The sequence below is a fragment of the Kitasatospora sp. NPDC087314 genome, assembly GCF_044744365.1.
GTDB lineage: Bacteria > Actinomycetota > Actinomycetes > Streptomycetales > Streptomycetaceae > Kitasatospora.
Window position 1 is genome coordinate 525,198 of the sequence record NZ_JBIUYE010000002.1, and the last position, 15,169, is coordinate 540,366.

Sequence of the window (15,169 nt, forward strand, 5' to 3'; positions counted from 1 at the left end):
AGGCCCGGCCGGTCAGAGCGTCGCGGCCAGTTCGGTGCCCTGCTTGATGGCCCGCTTGGCGTCGAGTTCGGCGGCGACGTCGGCGCCGCCGATGAGGTGGACCTCCAGGCCGCGCTCGCGCAGCGCGTCGTACAGGTCGCGGCGCGGCTCCTGGCCGGTGCAGAGCACCACGGTGTCGACGGGCAGCAGCTGGCGTTCGCCGTCCACCGTGAAGTGCAGTCCGGCGTCGTCGATCAGGTCGTACGTGACGCCGGCGACCATGGTGACGCCGCGGTGCTTGAGCTCGGTGCGGTGGATCCACCCGGTGGTCTTGCCGAGCCCGGCGCCGACCTTGCCGGTCTTGCGCTGGAGCAGGTGGACCGTGCGCGGCGGTGCGGGCCGTTCGGGGCGGCGCAGTCCGCCGCGCTCGCGGTAGTCCGGGTCGATGCCCCACTTGGCCTGGAACACGGGCGGGTTGAGGCTCGCGGCGTCGCCCCGATCGGTGAGGAACTCGGCGACGTCGAAGCCGATGCCGCCCGCCCCGAGGATGGCGACCCGTTCGCCGACGGGTGCGCCGTCGCGCAGCACGTCGAGGTAGCCGAGCACGCTGGGGTGGTCGACTCCCGGGATGTCGGCGGGAGTTCGCGGGGTGACGCCGGTGGCGAGGACGAGTTCGTCGAAGCCTTCGGCGGCGAGCTGCTCGGCGGTGGCGGCCGCACCGAGGCGCAGCGTGACGGCCAACTCGGCGAGCCGGGTGCGGTAGTAGCGCAGCGTCTCGTCGAACTCCTCCTTGCCGGGGATGCGCCGGGCGATGTCCAGCTGCCCGCCGACGGCCTCGGCGGCGTCGAACAGCGTGACGTCGTGGCCGCGTTCGGCGGCGGAGACGGCGAACGCGAGCCCGGCCGGTCCGGCCCCGACGACGCCGATCCGCTTGCGCGACCGCGTGGGCGCGAGCACGAGTTCGGTCTCGTGGCAGGCGCGCGGGTTGACCAGGCAGGAGGTGATCAGGCCGCTGAAGGTGTGGTCGAGGCAGGCCTGGTTGCAGCCGATGCAGGTGTTGATGGCGTCGGCGCGGCCGCCTTCCGCCTTGGCGACGAAGTCGGCGTCGGCGAGCAGCGGGCGGGCCAGCGAGACCAGGTCGGCGCAGCCTTCGGCGAGCAACCGCTCGGCGATCTCGGGGGTGTTGATGCGGTTGGTGGTGACCAGCGGGATGCCGACTTTGCCCATCACCTTCCTGGTCACCCAGGCGAACGCGCCGCGCGGCACGGAGGTGGCGATGGTGGGGATGCGGGCCTCGTGCCAGCCGATGCCGGTGTTGATGATGGTCGCCCCGGCGGCCTCGACGGCCTGGGCGAGCCGGACGACCTCGTCGAGGGTGGAGCCGCCGGGCACCAGGTCGAGCATGGAGAGGCGGTAGACGATGATGAAGTCCTCGCCGACCCGTTCGCGGACCCGGCGGACGATCTCCACCGGGAAGCGCATCCGCCGCTCGTACGGGCCGCCCCACTCGTCCTCGCGCCGGTTGGTGGCGGCGACGATGAACTCGTTGATCAGGTAGCCCTCGGAGCCCATGATCTCGACGCCGTCGTACCCGGCGCGGCGGGCGAGTTCGGCGCAGCGGGCGAAGTCCTCGATGGTCCGCTCGACCTGTGCGGCGGTGAGCTCGCGGGGGACGAAGGGGCTGATCGTGGCCTGGAGGGCGCTGGGGGCGACCAGGTCGCGGTGGTAGGCGTAGCGGCCGAAGTGCAGGATCTGCAGGGCGATCCGGCCGCCGGCGGCGTGCACGGCGTCGGTGACGACGCGGTGGCGGTCGGCCTCGGCCTCGGTGGTGAGCATCGCGCCGCCCTCCCAGGGGCGCCCGGCCTCGTTGGGGGCGATGCCGCCGGTGACGATCAGGCCGACGCCGCCGCGGGCGCGCTCGGCGTAGAAGGCGGCCATCCGCTGGTAGCCGCCGGGGGCCTCCTCCAGGCCGACGTGCATCGAGCCCATGATCACGCGGTTGGGCAGGGTGGTGAAGCCGAGGTCGAGCGGGCTGAGCAGGTGCGGGTAGCGGCTGCTGTCGGGGGCGGTGCTCATCGACGTGCTGATCGACGCGCTCATCGATGTCTCCTGGGGGGCGGCGGGGTCGGTGTTACCGCAGAGTAGGTGACGCCGGGAGCATGTGCAACTAGTTGCATAAGAGTGCCGGCAGGGGCGGCGGCGGGGATGACGGCAGGGCGCCGCCCCGGCTCCCCGATTCACGCCAACTCCGCTCAAGGATCCGCGTATTGTCGTATTGACATCATGAACATGTGGGAGGGGACGGCCGTGCGGGGTGGCTCGATAGCCGTGATCGGCGGCAGCATCGCCGGAAGCGCCTTCGCCGGGGCCGCCGCCCGGCTGGGGGCGGACCGGATCGTGGTCCTGGAACGCAGCCCCGGCCGCCTGGAGGACCGCGGCGTCGGGATCTGCATCCACGACGACCGCTTCGCCGAACTGGTCCGCGCCGGCCACCTCGACGAGGGCGTCCGCCGCCACCGCCTCACCGTCCGCCGCTGGGTCACCCGGGACCCGTCCGACGACGGGCCGGGCGGGCGCGGGCGGGTGCTCTGGAACCAGCCGATGCCGTTCCACTCCCACCACTGGGCCGTGCTCTGGCAGGCCCTGCGCGAACGGACACCCGACCGGGTCGAGTTCCGGCTGGGCGCCACGGTCGCCGCGGTCGGCGGCGACCGGGACGGCGCCTGGACCGCGGCCGCCGACGGCACCCGCGAACCGTACGACCTGGTGATCGGCGCCGACGGCTACCGCTCGGTGGTCCGCGCGGCCGTCTGCCCGGAGGCCCGGCCCGAGTACGCCGGGTACGTGTGCTGGCGCGGCAGCTACGACACCGCGCTGCTGGCGGAGCTGCCCGGGGGCGCCGGGGCCTGGCCGGAGGACGAGTGCGCCACCGTCTGCTACCCCGGCGGCCAGGTCGTGATCTACCGCATCCCGGGACTCACCCCCGGCAGCACCCAGGCGAACTGGGTCTTCTACGCGCCCACCCCCGCCTGGCTGCGCCTCGACGGCCCGACCAGCATCCCGGCGGGCACCCTCACCGACGCCCAGGTGGACGAGCTGCGCCAGCTCGCCGAACGGCACCTGCCGCCGTACTGGGCCGCCCTGGTCACGATCACCCCGCGCGAGCGGACCTTCCTGCAGCCCGTCTACGACCTGGCGACCCCGCGCCGCACGGCCGGGCGCCTGCTCCTCGGCGGGGACGCGGCCACCGTCGTCCGGCCGCACAACACCAGCGGCGCGGTGAAGGCACTGCAGGACGCGCACGCCTTCGAGCGGGCGGGGCAGGCGGGCGGCGGGTCCTGGTCGTCGCTGCTGGCCGGGTACGACCACGAGCGGGGCGTGGTCGGACGGGAGCTGGTGGAACTGGGCCGACGGCTCGGCCGGGCGCAGGTCGCCGCGGCGCCCGACTGGTCGGCCATGGACGAGCCGGCGATGACCGCCTGGTGGCGGCAACAGCTCACCGGCGGCGGGGGTTTCGGCGGCCACGCCCTCGGGCCGACGCCGGACGGGCGGCCCGCGTGAGCCGCCCGCCCAGGGCCCGTCCGGCCGATCCGCCGAAACCCCGTCGGATCACCCGCAGGGCTCAGACGTTGACGCCGTAGTCGGTCGCGATACCACGCAGACCGGAGGCGTAGCCCTGCCCTATCGCGCGGAACTTCCACTCCGCGCCGTTGCGGTACAGCTCGCCGAAGACCATCGCGGTCTCGGTGGACGCGTCCTCGCTGAGGTCGTAGCGGGCGATCTCCTGGCCGTTGGCCTGGTTCACGACCCGGATGAACGCGTTGCGGACCTGCCCGAAGTTCTGCAGCCGGGCGTCGGCGTCGTAGATCGACACCGGGAAGACCACCTTCGCCACGTCGGCCGGCACCCGCGCCAGGTCGACCTTGATCTGCTCGTCGTCGCCGTCGCCGCCACCGGTCAGGTTGTCGCCGCTGTGCTCGACCGAGCCCTCGGGGCTGCGCAGGTTGTTGAAGAAGACGAAGTGCTGGTCCGAGACCACCTTGCCGAGCGCGTTGCACAGCAGCGCGCTGGCATCCAGGTCGTAGTCGGCCCCGGTGGTGGTGCGCACGTCCCAGCCGAGACCCACGATCACGGCGCTCAGACCGGGCGCCTCCTTGCTCAGCGAGACGTTGCCGCCCTTGGCCAGCGAAACTCCCACAATGCCCTCCTCGATCTCTCCCTGCGGACGAATCTACAACACTGTAGAGATCACCGGAATCCACCTGCGGTCGGGCCCCACCCCGGGGATTTCTCAGGGGCTCCACCGGGAACCGACCGTCACCCCGGCCCGCCGACACCGACCCGCAGGGGCGCCCCTGCCGGGTGGCCGCCCTAGACTGGCCGTGGATCCTCTGGTCCTTCCCGATTGACCTTCCCCGATCGAAGCCCCCGCGCGGGAGGTTCCCATGCGTCAGCGGTACAGCTTCCACGCCGACCAGGCCGGGCACTCGGTCACCGTCAACGTCCGGACCGGCTGGATCACCGAGACCGAGCTGCTGGTGGACGGCAAGGAGTGCGCCTTCCACCGCGTCCACGGGCACGGCGTCTACCCGCTGACGCTCTCCGCCCAGCTCGCCGGGGAGCCGCCGCTGCCGCTCTCCGTCCGGCTCGACCGGACTGGTGTGGCCGAACAGCCGTACTCCTGCGTCCTGACGGTCGCGGGATCCGAACACCCGATGCCGGAGCGCGCGGCGCGCTGAGACCACCCGGCCGATGCCCCCTGTCCTTGACGGTCATCACGACTACCACGACCGGGCGGGTGAGAGCCCGGGGCCCGCCGCAGCACGTCTAAGCGCCGCCCTGGTGCCGCGTCAGGATCTCCTCGACCGCCGGGCGGGCGCACTCGGCGTCCTCGGCGACCAGGCCGATCCTGGTCCGGCGGTCGAGCACGTCGGCGACGTCCAGCGCGCCCTCGTGCGTGACGGCGTAGGCGACCTCTGCGCGCGTCACGTCCAGGCCTTCGGCGATCGGCCCGAGGTCGCCGGCGGCCAGCACCTCCCAGGCCGCGCCGCCGTGCCGGGCGAGCAGCGAGCCGGGCGCGCCGCTCGCCGGGAGCGGGCGGCTGTCCCGGTGGGTCGGGGCCCCGACCAGCGGCAGGCGGGCCGTCCAGCAGGCACGGGCCGGCAGGCCGCGCAGCCGGACGGCGGTGTCCACCGCGTCCTCGGCCATCCGCCGGTAGGTGGTGAGCTTGCCGCCGACCACCGTGACCACCCCGGACGGCGACTCCAGCACCGCGTGCTCCCGGGAGATGTCGGCGGTGCTGCCGCCCCCGGTGTCGATCAGCGGCCGCAGTCCCGCGTACGCGCCGCGCACGTCCGCCCTGGTCAGCGCGGTGCTCAGGGCGGCGTTGACGGTGTCGAGCAGGAACGCGAGCTCGCCTTCGGTGGGCACCGGCTCGTCCGGGATCGGCCCGGGCGCGTCCTCGTCGGTCAACCCGATCGCCACCCGGCCGAGCTGCTGCGGCAGCGCGAAGACGAAGCGGCTGGTCGAGCCGGGCACCGGCACGGTGAGCGCCGCGGTGGGGTGGCCGAGCGCGGCGGCGTCCACCAGGAGGTGGGTGCCCCGGCTGGGCCGCAGCTTGATCGACGTGTCCACCTCGCCCGCCCAGACTCCGGTGGCGTTGACCACCGCGCCGGCCTCGACGGTCAGCGACTGCCCGGTGAGCGTGTCGGTGAGCCGGGCGGAGGTTCCCGTCACGGACTCCGCCCGCACCCGGGTCAGCACGGTGGCGCCGTACTGCGCCGCGGTCCGCGCCAGTGCCACCACCAGCCGTGCGTCGTCCACGAGTTGGCCGTCGTGCGCGACCAGCGCGCCGGACAGGCCGGCCGTCCGCACGCCCGGCACCAGCTGCCGTGTCCGCGCGGCGTCGATCCGGCGCACCCGGGGCAGCAGCGCGCCCGGCGTCCCGGCGCTGAGGCGCAGCGCGTCCCCGGCGTGGAAGCCCACCCGGATCAGCGAGGCCTGTCCGGGGCGCAGCAACCCCGGGAGCAGCGGCACCAGTTGGGGCAGTGGACGGATCAGGTGCGGGGCGGTGCGGGTCATCAGCACGCCGCGCTCGACGGCGCTCTCCCGGGCCACCCCGATCCGGCCGGAGGCGAGGTAGCGCAGGCCTCCGTGCACCAGCTTGGAGCTCCAGCGGCTGGTGCCGAAGGCCAGGTCGCGGGCCTCGACCAGCACCGTGCGCAGGCCGCGCGCGGCGGCGTCCAGGGCCACCCCGGCGCCGGTGACACCGCCGCCGATCACCAGCAGGTCCACCCGCGGGCGGTCCCCCAGCGCGTCCAGCTCCCACCGCCTCCGGGCCGCGTCGAGTCGACTGGAACCGGCGAAGGGGCCGGCGGAGGAAGCAGCGGGCGTCGAGGTCATGGCGCGAGGTATCCGTTCAGCGCGGTGGCCAGTTCGCGCCGCCAGGCGGCCTCCGGCAGCAGCGAGGCCACCATGCGGTGCGACTGGACGGTGGACTGGGCGATCAGCAGGACCATGGCGGCCAGTTCGACCGGCTCGCCGGCTCGGATCGAACCGTGGGCCTGCCCCTGTTCGATGCCGGCGCGCAGCGCCTCCAGCAGGCCGCGCTGGCTGGTGCCGAGCCGCTCGACGACGTACTCCAGCAGCAGGTCGGAGTCGGAGGAGCGCAGCAGCGCGCCGAGCACCGGGTGGTCCCGCAGCCGGACGGCCACCTCGACGACCCCGTCGACGAAGGCCTCCCGGTCGATCGGGGTCCCGCCGCCGAACTCCAGGGCGACGCCCTCCCGGGTGGCCCGGATCTCCCGGGTGAGCAGCGCGCCGATCACCGACCGCACGTCCGGCCAGCGCCGGTAGACGGTCGGCCGGCTGACCCCGGCGCGGCGGGCGATCTCCGCCAACTGCGTTCGGCGCACGCCGAGATGGACGATCAGGTCGGCGGCGGCGTCCAGGATCGCGTCGTCGGTGCTGCGGGGCGCCGGGGCTGCCTCGGGAGGCTGCGCGGCGCTGCGGGGCTCGGCGTTACTACTTGACATGATGTGTGAAACTGTAACGCATGGCACCTGAGACGCAAGCGGGACCGGCCGACGCCGCGCTGCCGCTCCCCCCGATGAAGTGGGACGCCTGGGGCGACCCGGCCCTCGCCAAGGAGCTGTCCGCGGACGTCAAGGGGCTGCTCGCCGCCGCCCTCGGCGTCACCGGCGACGCCGCCCCCGGACCGGCCGCGGACGAGGTCGTGCTGCACCCTTCGCGGATCTCCGCCGACGACCTCAAGGCCCTCGCCGCCGCCGTCGGCGAGGCCCACGTCAGCGCCGCCGACGCCGACCGGCTCCCGCGCGCCGGCGGCAAGTCCACTCCCGACCTGCTGCGCCGCCGCAGCCGCGCGCCCCAGGACGCGCCCGACGCCGTCGTCCTGCCCGGCGACGAGCAGGAGATCGCCGCCGTCCTCGCGCTCTGCGCCGAACGCCGCATCGCCGTCGTCCCGTTCGGCGGCGGCACCAGCGTCGTCGGCGGCCTCGACCCCGAGCGCGGCTCCTTCACCGCCGTCGTCTCGCTCGACCTGCGCCGGTTCGACCGCCTCCACGACCTCGACGAGACCTCCGGCGAAGCCGTCCTCGGCGCCGGCCTCACCGGCCCGGCCGCGGAGGCCCTGCTCGCCGAACGCGGCTACGAACTCGGCCACTACCCGCAGAGCTTCCGCTACGCCACCATCGGCGGCTTCGCCGCCACCCGCTCCTCCGGCCAGGACTCCGCCGGCCACGGGCGCTTCGACGAGATGGTCCGCGGCCTGCGCGTCGTCACCCCCGCCGGGGTGCTCGACCTCGGCCGCGCCCCCGCCTCCGCCGCCGGCCCCGACCTGCGCGAACTCTTCCTCGGCTCCGAGGGCGCCCTCGGCGTCATCACCGCCGTCCGGCTCCGGGTTCACCCGCTGCCCGCCGTCAAGGCCTACGAGGCGTGGAGCCTGCCCGACTTCGCCACCGGCAGCGCCGCCCTGCGCGCCGTGGAGCAGGGCGGCACCGGCCCGACCGTCATCCGGCTCTCCGACGAGGCCGAGACCATGGTCAACCTCGCCATGACCGAGCAGATCGGCGGCGCCCCCGCCGTCAGCGGCTGCCTCGCCGTCACCGTCTTCGAGGGCACCGCCGAACAGGTCGCCGCCCGCCACCGGCTCACCCGCGACACCCTGCTCGCCGCCGGCGCCACCTCCCTCGGCGAAGCCCCCGCCCGGGCCTGGGAACACGGCCGGTTCAACGCCCCCTACCTGCGGGACTCCCTGCTCAGCGCCGGCGCCCTGTGCGAGACCCTGGAGACGGCGACCGACTGGAGCCGACTGCCGGAGCTGCGCACCGCCGTCACCCAGGCCCTCACCACCGCCCTGCCCGGCGCCCTCGTCCTCTGCCACATCTCGCACGTCTACCCGACCGGCGCCTCGCTCTACTTCACCGTCGTCGCCGCCCTCGGCGAGGACCCGCTCGCCCGGTGGGCCGTCGCCAAGCGCGCCGCCTGCGACGCCATCGTCGCCGCCGGCGCCACCATCACCCACCACCACGCCGTCGGCGCCGACCACCGGCCCTGGATGACCGACGAGATCGGCGAGTTGGGCGTGCGCATCCTGCGCGCCGTCAAGGCCGAACTCGACCCGGCCGGCATCCTCAACCCCGGCAAGCTGATCCCTTGACCGGCCCGAGAACCGTCCACCGGGTCGCCGTTCTCACCAACCCGGCGGCGGGCGCCGGCCACGCCGCACCCGTCGCCCACCGGGCCGTCGCCCGCCTGCGCGCCCTCGGCCTCGACGTCGACCGGCACGCGGGCCGCGACCCCGAGGACTCCGTCCGCCTCGCCCGCCAGGCCGTCGCCGACGGCGTCGACGCGGTCGTGGTGGTCGGCGGCGACGGCATGATCAACCTCGCCCTGCAGGCCGTCGCCGGCACGGACTGCCCGCTCGGCGTGATACCCGCCGGCACCGGCAACGACCACGCCCGCGAATACGGCCTCCCGCTCGGCACCCCCGAGGCCGCCGCCGACGTCGTCGCCGCCGGACGCACCCGGACCGTCGACCTCGGCCGGGTCACCGCCGCCGACGGCACCACCCGCTGGTACGGCTCCGTCCTCGCCACCGGCTTCGACTCCCTGGTCAGCGACCGCGCCAACCGGCTGCGGTGGCCCCGCGGCCGGATGCGCTACAACCTGGCCATCCTCGCCGAGTTCGTCAACCTGCGTCCCCTGCCCTTCCGCATCACCCTCGCCGACGGCACCGTCATCGAACGCGACCTCACCCTGGCCGCCGTCGGCAACACCCGCAGCTACGGCGGCGGCATGCTGATGTGCCCCGCCGCGCTCCCCGACGACGGCCTCCTCGACCTCACCCTCGTCGCCGCCATGCCCCGCCTGCGCATCGCCCGCTTCTTCCCCACCCTCTTCAAGGGCACCCACACCACCCACCCCGAGGTCACCACCCACCGCACCACCTCCCTGCGGATCGACTCCCCCGCCATCACCGCCTACGCCGACGGCGAGTTCATCGCCCCGCTCCCCGTCGACGTCACCGTCGACCGAGCCGCCCTCCACCTCCTGGTCCCCTGAACCGCCCGACGTCCCGACCGCACCCGGTCCGGCGCGCCACCCACCGCGCCGGACCCGAGGCCGCGGCGGGCTCGGCTTCGGCCGTGGGGCTCAGCCGGTCAGGCGGCGGAGCCAGAGGAGGGGGCGGATCTCGATGGCGTGGGACGGGTCGGCGTTCCAGACTGCGGGCAGGCCGGCGTCGGTGAGGGCGGCGACGACCTCGTGGCCGATGGCGGTGGTGGTCAGCGGGGAGGCGTCGAAGCCACCGTAGAGGAGGCTGAGGCCGTGGCAGGCGGCGGCGGAGTCGGTGCCCTGGCTGTGGAAGTAGACGTAGCCGTGGGCGTCCGGCTCTGCGGCGGCGGCGATCTCCGCGTCGCCGCAGGAGCGGCAGCAGGCGAAGTGCTCCCGCGCGGTGAGGCCGGCCGCCGTCAGGGCGGCGAAGGCGCGGGTGAGGCGTTCCGGATCGGTCTCGCCGATCCAGCCGGTCTGCTCGCCGACGCGCTCCAGCCAGAGCCGGTCGGCGAGTTGCTCGGCCTGGTCGCGGGAGAGCGGGCGGTGATCGCCGGAGACGAGGTGGTCCTCGGCGAGCTCGGCGAGCTCGGCGCGGGTGGTGTAGCCGGCGGCCAGGGTGAGGCGCAGCCGGTCCTCCAGGTGCCGGAGGTCGGCGGCGGGCAGGTCGAACGGCGGGACGGGCTCGGGCCGCGGGCCCAGGTCGAGCGGCTGCCAGTCCAGCCCGTCGCCCCAGCCCGGCTCCCGCCGCGCCCAGCCGGTGATCGCGGCGACCACCGGCTCGGGCCCGTCCGTCCGCACCTCGAAGTGCCGGGCGGCGGAGCCGTCGCGGTGTTCGAGCGTGTAGTCACCGCCGTCGGCGTGCCACACCTGGATGAAGACGTCCGGCAGGTCCGGTATCCGCTGCGCGACCAGGAAGCGGTCGCCCTCCGCGCCGATCCGCCGCACCAGCCGCGCCAACTCGTCCGCGCCCACCCGAAGGTGTCGCGTCCCGTCGTTCTCCTGCACCCCGATCGCCAGCATGTGGATCACCCAAGCACACGCCACTGACAACGGCGGCGGCCGCGTCCGTCCGTCCGACCTCAGCCCGTCTGCTCGCGGCGGAGGCGGAACAGGACGTTGGGGCGCAGCGGGCCCTCGGGGGCGTCCGGGTCCTCGAAGTCGTCGGCGGGGTCGGACGTCATCCCGAGGCGGCGCATGACGGCCTGGGAGCGGAGGTTGGTCGCGGTGGTGACGGCGAGGATCTCGTCGAGGCCGAGGGTGCCGAAGCCGTGGGCGAGGACGGCGCGGGCCGCCTCCGTCGCGTAGCCGTGGCCCCAGGCCCCGCGGGCCAGGCGCCAGCCGATCTCGACGCCGGTGAAGGGCAGGCCCTCGTCGACGTCGTCGAGGCCCGCGAAGCCGACGAACTCGCCGGTGGCCCGAACCTCGACGGCCAGCCAGCCGTAGCCGCGCGCCGCGCTCTCGGCCTGGAAGCGCGCCACCGAGGCGTCGCTCTGCTCGCGGGTGAGGACGTCCCCGAGGTGCTCGCGGACCTCGGGGTCGGCGTTCATCGCGGCCCACGGCGCGAGGTCGGTCTCCCGCCAGGGGCGGATGAGCAGGCGGTCGGTGCGCAGTTCGGTCATGCGGGCAAGCCAATGTCAGCCGCCCCCACCGGGGCAACCGCATTTCCGGCGGGCCCCGGCGGCCGGGCCGCCCCGCAGATCCCCGGCCCCTCAGATCCCCGGCCGCGCAGATCCCCGGCCCCGCAGATCCCCGGCCCCGCAGATCCCCGGCCCCTCAGATCCCCGGCCGCGCCGTGATCCGTCCGGCGTCGATCGCGGCGAGCAGCTCCGCGTGGTCGAGCGCCGTCTGGTCCGCGTACCGGACGGAGAAGTCGGCGATCGCCTCCGCGAAGGTGTCCGCGCCGCCCAGGTAGCCGGCGATGGCGAGGCGGTCGCCGGTGCGGGCGTGGGCGCGGGCGAGGGTGCGACCGCACAGGTCGGCGTAGCCGCGCAGGCCGGCCGGAGTCAGGTCGGCGACCTCCACCGAGCCCTTCATGTCGCGCAGTTGGCGGCCGTAGAAGTGGCGCCCGGCGGGGCCGGTGGTCCAGCCGAGGAAGATGTCGCTGGCGGCCTGCATGAGGTGCTGGCCGGTGACGACACGGCGGCCGCCGTGGTGGGCGGCGACCTCGGCGGCGACCCGGGTGGGCGGCAGATGCTCCTCCAGCACGGACCGCCCGGCCTCCTTGAGCTGGAGGAACAGCGGGTCGCGGGTGTCCCGGCCCTCCAGCAGGACGATGAAGCAGCGGGTTCCGACGCTGCCGACGCCGACGACCTTCGTGGCCGCGTCGACGAAGCGGTAGCGGTCGAGAAGGAGCCGGCGGTCCTCGGCGAGGGTGGCCCGGTAGTCGCTGAACACCTTGCCGATGTCGCGCAGTCCGGTCTTCTTCAGCGGTTCGATCAGCGGTGGCGCGCTGATGATGCACCGGCGCCCGTCCCGTTCCTCGGTGAGCTTGCCGAAGGCCTGCAGGCTGGTGCGGCGGCGGACGTGGGCGAGGCCGTCCTCGGCCCGCTTGCGCCCCCTCGGCCTGCGCAGCAGCGGCAGCAGGTCGCCGGTATCGATCCGGGAGTACCAGACGTCGAGTTCGCCGAGCCCCGCGAGGCGGCGCATCGCGGTGGCGTACCCCTGGGCGGCGGCGCGGGCGGCGCGGTGGGCGCGGTCCTCGTCCTGCCCGTTGCCGCGGGCGGCGACGGCGATGCTGGCGGCGAGCCGTTTGACGTCCCATTCGAAGGGGCCGGGGTAGGTCTCGTCGAAGTCGTTGACGTCGAAGAGCAGGGCGCGTTCCGGCGAGGCGTACACGCCGAAGTTCACCAGGTGGGCGTCACCGCAGAGTTGGACGGTGAGGCCGGTGTCGGGGACGGCGGCGAGGTCGGCGGCCATGACGGCGGCGGCGCCACGCAGGTAGCTGAAGGGGGTGTCGGCCATCCGCCCGTAGCGGATCGGCAGCAGCCGGGCGACCCGGTCCTCGCCCTGGCGCACCAGGACCTCCACCGGGTCCGGCCGGTCGGCGGCGGGGATCCACCGCCCGTGGGCGGAGCGGGAGACGCGGTCGCGGGCGGCCCGGCCGTGCCGGCGACGTTCGGCGGGGGTGGTCATGCGCGGCTCCTCGGTGGACGGGACGGCGGGTGCACCTCCTCGCGACGCTAGGTCACCGGCGCCGGAGGGCGCACCGCGCGCCCTCCGGCACTCGACCGAACGGATGAAACGGATGAACCCGCGTGCTCACTGCACGGTGAAGTCCGCCATCATCGCCATGTCCTCGTGCTCCAGGTTGTGGCAGTGCAACAGGTACGTCCCCCGGTAGTCGGTGAAGCGCACCAGGACCTCGGCCGCCTCCGCCGGCCACAGGTCGACCGTGTCCTTCCAGCCGGTGTCGTACGGGCCCGGGTCCCTGCCGTTGCGGGTGAGCACCTGGAAGGGGTTGAGGTGGACGTGCACGGGGTGGTGCAGGTCGGTGGAGAAGCGCCACCGCTCGATGCTGCCGAGGGCGGGCCGGGCGAGGTCGCGTCCGGGCTGGTACGGGTCGTCGTTGATGGTCCAGCCGTCGTCGCGGCTGCGGCGGAATCTGAAGTGGCGGGTGGCGACGGCGGCGGAGGCGTCCAGGGCCTCGACGGTGGACAGCTTGTCGGGGACGGTCGAGTCGTCGCTGACCTGCCGGGAGGAGACGTCGAAGCGCATCACCTCCGCCGTGCGGCCGCTGCCGAAGCGGTTGACCAGGCGCACGGAGGTGCCCGGGGCGTAACGGGAGAAGTCGACGACGAGGTCGAAGCGCTCGGCGGGGGCGATCTCCAGGGCGTCGTGGGTGACCGGGGCCGCCAGCAGCCCGCCGTCGGAGCCGATCTGGACGAGGGCGTCGCCGCCGGAGGGCTGCGGGTCGAGTTCGAGCCGGTAGAGGCGGGCGTTGGAGGCGTTGAGCACGCGCAGCCGGTAGCGGGCGCGGTCGACGTCGAGGCGGGGCCAGGGGGCGCCGTTGACCAGGATGACGTCGCCGAGGACGCCGTTCATGTAGTCGTCGGTGACGCCGGGCACGGCGAGGGCCGCGTCGGTGGCGGGGTAGTGGAACGAGCCGTCGGCGGCGAAGGCGCGGTCGGCGAGCATCAGCGGGAGGTCGCGTTCGCCCTTCGGCAGCGGCAGGGCGTTCTCCTCGTCGTCGTGGACGAGGTGGAAGCCGGCCAGGCCGCGCCAGATCGCGGGGCCGGTGAAGCCCATCCGATGGTCGTGGTACCAGAGGGTGGCGGCGCGCTGGTTGCCCGGATAGGTGTGGGTGCGCTCGCCGGTGACGGTGTCTCCCGTCGCGTGCTGCATGCCGGGCATCCCCGACATGCCCTGGTCCGCGCCCGCACCCGAGGAGCCGACCGGCAGCAGCAGGTCGATGGGGTAGCCGTCGCTGTCGGCCGGGGTGTGGCCGCCGTGCAGGTGGACGACGGTCGCCACCGGCAGCTCGTTGCGGTGCTTGACCACCGCCGCCCGGCCGGACCGGGTGACCACGGTCGGCCCGGGGAAGGTGCCGCCGTACGTCCAGGCCTCGGTCCTGACGCCGGGCAGGATCTCCAGCTTGGCGACCTGCTGGGTGATCTCGTAGTAGTCGGTCGTCCCGTCGGTGCGCACCGGCTGGAGCACCGCCGGCACCGGCAGCGGGACCTGGAAGGGCTCGGGCAGGGCGAGGTCGCTGCTGAGCAGCCGGCCGGGGCGGCCCTCGGCGAGCAGCCGGGCGGCCGCGGGGACGGTGACGGCCGCCAGCGCGCCGGCGCCGAGGACGGAGGCTCCGAGGCCGAGGAACCGTCGGCGGTTCACTTGACCACCTCCCGCGACCTGGTGGGACGCGGCAGCCGTCCGCTGCCGTCCGGCACGGGCAGGCTCCCCGCGCGGGCGGACAGCGGGATCCGCCAGGCGCCGACCAGCCCGAACAGGACGCCGCTGACCAGCAGCACGCCCAGGGTGACGTGCACGCCGAGCGCCCGCCCGTAGCCGGCGCCGATCTGGCCGATGACGGCGACGGTCAGCAGGGCGGTGGTCCACAGCGGCCAGATCGGGCCGCGGCCGGGCCGGCGGACCAGCGCGGCCACCACCAGCTGGCAGACGACGACGGTGGCCAGCATCATCGCGTTGCCCTCGTGGTCCTCGAGTGACTCGTAGGTGCCGTTGAGGAAGCTGCCGGCCAGCATGGCCTGGAGCACGGCCAGGAGGGTCAGGGTGGTCGCGGTGATGCGCAGCAGGATCAGCGGCCAGCGGGGCGCGGGGGCCGCGGGAGGACTGCTCATGTCGGGCTACTCTCTGCTTCGGCGGGTCGGTCGGGGCGGGCGAGAGCGTAACTGATCCGGCGTCATACTCGGCTCCGACAAAGGATTCCGGACTTTTCCCACCACCCCACTACGCCTGCTCGGCCGGGCTTTTGTCACCCGTCCGAGCGAGCCCCTCGTCCGGCCGTCCAGCGGTCCTGGAGGACCGCCGGCCGGCGGTCCTCCAGCGGGTGCCGCACCCGCCCGAAGGCACCCGCAGCAGAACGGAAGGGGGGCTCCGAGCAGACCGAAAGGGGCCCCGTCCGGTAGCACCGGACGGGGCCCCGAAGGCCTCGGGACCG

13 protein-coding genes are annotated in these 15,169 nt (G+C 74.5%); 4 read left to right on the top strand and 9 right to left on the bottom strand.

The window, feature by feature from the left end; genetic code table 11:
* Positions 1-12 precede the first annotated feature (12 nt).
* Positions 13-2,079: an FAD-dependent oxidoreductase gene (locus ACIO5E_RS06110; RefSeq protein ID WP_400664260.1), complete on the bottom strand. Its 2,067-nt coding sequence runs from the start codon at positions 2,077-2,079 to the stop codon at positions 13-15.
* A 183-nt stretch (positions 2,080-2,262) separates the two neighbouring features.
* Here ACIO5E_RS06110 and ACIO5E_RS06115 point away from each other — a divergent pair, with 183 nt between their 5' ends.
* Positions 2,263-3,540, top strand: coding sequence for a monooxygenase (locus ACIO5E_RS06115; protein WP_400664262.1), 1,278 nt, complete (start codon positions 2,263-2,265; stop codon positions 3,538-3,540).
* A gap of 61 nt (positions 3,541-3,601) precedes the next feature.
* Here the strand turns inward: ACIO5E_RS06115 and ACIO5E_RS06120 are convergent, their stop codons facing one another.
* Positions 3,602-4,177 (bottom strand): TerD family protein, encoded by a 576-nt coding sequence (locus ACIO5E_RS06120; protein WP_045709215.1) that lies wholly within the window; start codon positions 4,175-4,177, stop codon positions 3,602-3,604.
* Positions 4,178-4,424: 247 nt separating this feature from the next.
* On the opposite strand from ACIO5E_RS06120, the gene ACIO5E_RS06125 reads away from it, so the two are divergent.
* Positions 4,425-4,718 carry a hypothetical protein gene (locus ACIO5E_RS06125; protein ID WP_400664265.1) on the top strand — a complete coding sequence of 98 codons (294 nt, stop codon included), beginning with the start codon at positions 4,425-4,427 and terminating at the stop codon, positions 4,716-4,718.
* A gap of 88 nt (positions 4,719-4,806) precedes the next feature.
* Here ACIO5E_RS06125 and ACIO5E_RS06130 read toward each other — a convergent pair whose 3' ends face one another.
* Together ACIO5E_RS06130 and ACIO5E_RS06135 are read right to left on the bottom strand one after the other, a co-directional pair.
* On the bottom strand, positions 4,807-6,381 hold the full coding sequence (locus ACIO5E_RS06130; protein WP_400664267.1) for a glycerol-3-phosphate dehydrogenase/oxidase: 1,575 nt from the start codon (positions 6,379-6,381) through the stop codon (positions 4,807-4,809).
* On the bottom strand, positions 6,378-7,013 hold the full coding sequence (locus tag ACIO5E_RS06135) for a TetR/AcrR family transcriptional regulator (protein WP_400664269.1): 636 nt from the start codon (positions 7,011-7,013) through the stop codon (positions 6,378-6,380). Before ACIO5E_RS06135 ends, ACIO5E_RS06130 begins: the two co-directional genes overlap by 4 nt.
* 20 nt (positions 7,014-7,033) lie before the next feature.
* On the opposite strand from ACIO5E_RS06135, the gene ACIO5E_RS06140 reads away from it, so the two are divergent.
* The gene (locus ACIO5E_RS06140) at positions 7,034-8,656 is read left to right on the top strand and encodes an FAD-binding oxidoreductase (protein ID WP_400664271.1); all 1,623 of its coding nucleotides are present in this window, start codon (positions 7,034-7,036) and stop codon (positions 8,654-8,656) included.
* Positions 8,653-9,561 (top strand): diacylglycerol kinase, encoded by a 909-nt coding sequence (locus tag ACIO5E_RS06145; protein WP_400664273.1) that lies wholly within the window; start codon positions 8,653-8,655, stop codon positions 9,559-9,561. The genes ACIO5E_RS06140 and ACIO5E_RS06145 overlap by 4 nt, the downstream gene beginning before the upstream one ends.
* 90 nt (positions 9,562-9,651) lie before the next feature.
* Here the strand turns inward: ACIO5E_RS06145 and ACIO5E_RS06150 are convergent, their stop codons facing one another.
* The 5 genes from ACIO5E_RS06150 to ACIO5E_RS06170 all read right to left on the bottom strand — a co-directional run bounded on the left by ACIO5E_RS06150 (position 9,652) and on the right by ACIO5E_RS06170 (position 14,849).
* A complete protein-coding gene (locus ACIO5E_RS06150) occupies positions 9,652-10,572 on the bottom strand; it encodes a DUF6891 domain-containing protein (protein ID WP_400664275.1) in 921 nt (306 codons plus the stop codon).
* 59 nt (positions 10,573-10,631) lie between these two features.
* Positions 10,632-11,171: a GNAT family N-acetyltransferase gene (locus ACIO5E_RS06155; protein ID WP_400664277.1), complete on the bottom strand. Its 540-nt coding sequence runs from the start codon at positions 11,169-11,171 to the stop codon at positions 10,632-10,634.
* A gap of 154 nt (positions 11,172-11,325) precedes the next feature.
* The gene (locus tag ACIO5E_RS06160) at positions 11,326-12,684 is read right to left on the bottom strand and encodes a DUF2252 domain-containing protein (protein WP_400664279.1); all 1,359 of its coding nucleotides are present in this window, start codon (positions 12,682-12,684) and stop codon (positions 11,326-11,328) included.
* A gap of 126 nt (positions 12,685-12,810) precedes the next feature.
* Positions 12,811-14,382: a multicopper oxidase family protein gene (locus ACIO5E_RS06165; protein WP_400664281.1), complete on the bottom strand. Its 1,572-nt coding sequence runs from the start codon at positions 14,380-14,382 to the stop codon at positions 12,811-12,813.
* Positions 14,379-14,849, bottom strand: coding sequence for a hypothetical protein (locus tag ACIO5E_RS06170; RefSeq protein WP_400664283.1), 471 nt, complete (start codon positions 14,847-14,849; stop codon positions 14,379-14,381). The genes ACIO5E_RS06165 and ACIO5E_RS06170 overlap by 4 nt, the downstream gene beginning before the upstream one ends.
* Positions 14,850-15,169 lie beyond the last annotated feature (320 nt).

Bases quoted from the DNA above. Each gene is read 5' to 3' on its own strand.
- ACIO5E_RS06155 (WP_400664277.1), bottom strand. From the start codon at position 11,171: ATGACCGAACTGCGCACCGACCGCCTGCTCATCCGCCCCTGGCGGGAG.
- ACIO5E_RS06110 (WP_400664260.1), bottom strand. From the start codon at position 2,079: ATGAGCGCGTCGATCAGCACGTCGATGAGCACCGCCCCCGACAGCAGC.
- ACIO5E_RS06140 (WP_400664271.1), top strand. From the start codon at position 7,034: ATGGCACCTGAGACGCAAGCGGGACCGGCCGACGCCGCGCTGCCGCTC.
- ACIO5E_RS06170 (WP_400664283.1), bottom strand. From the start codon at position 14,849: ATGAGCAGTCCTCCCGCGGCCCCCGCGCCCCGCTGGCCGCTGATCCTG.
- ACIO5E_RS06150 (WP_400664275.1), bottom strand. From the start codon at position 10,572: ATGCTGGCGATCGGGGTGCAGGAGAACGACGGGACGCGACACCTTCGG.
- ACIO5E_RS06160 (WP_400664279.1), bottom strand. From the start codon at position 12,684: ATGACCACCCCCGCCGAACGTCGCCGGCACGGCCGGGCCGCCCGCGAC.
- ACIO5E_RS06125 (WP_400664265.1), top strand. From the start codon at position 4,425: ATGCGTCAGCGGTACAGCTTCCACGCCGACCAGGCCGGGCACTCGGTC.
- ACIO5E_RS06130 (WP_400664267.1), bottom strand. From the start codon at position 6,381: ATGACCTCGACGCCCGCTGCTTCCTCCGCCGGCCCCTTCGCCGGTTCC.
- ACIO5E_RS06115 (WP_400664262.1), top strand. From the start codon at position 2,263: ATGAACATGTGGGAGGGGACGGCCGTGCGGGGTGGCTCGATAGCCGTG.
- ACIO5E_RS06135 (WP_400664269.1), bottom strand. From the start codon at position 7,013: ATGTCAAGTAGTAACGCCGAGCCCCGCAGCGCCGCGCAGCCTCCCGAG.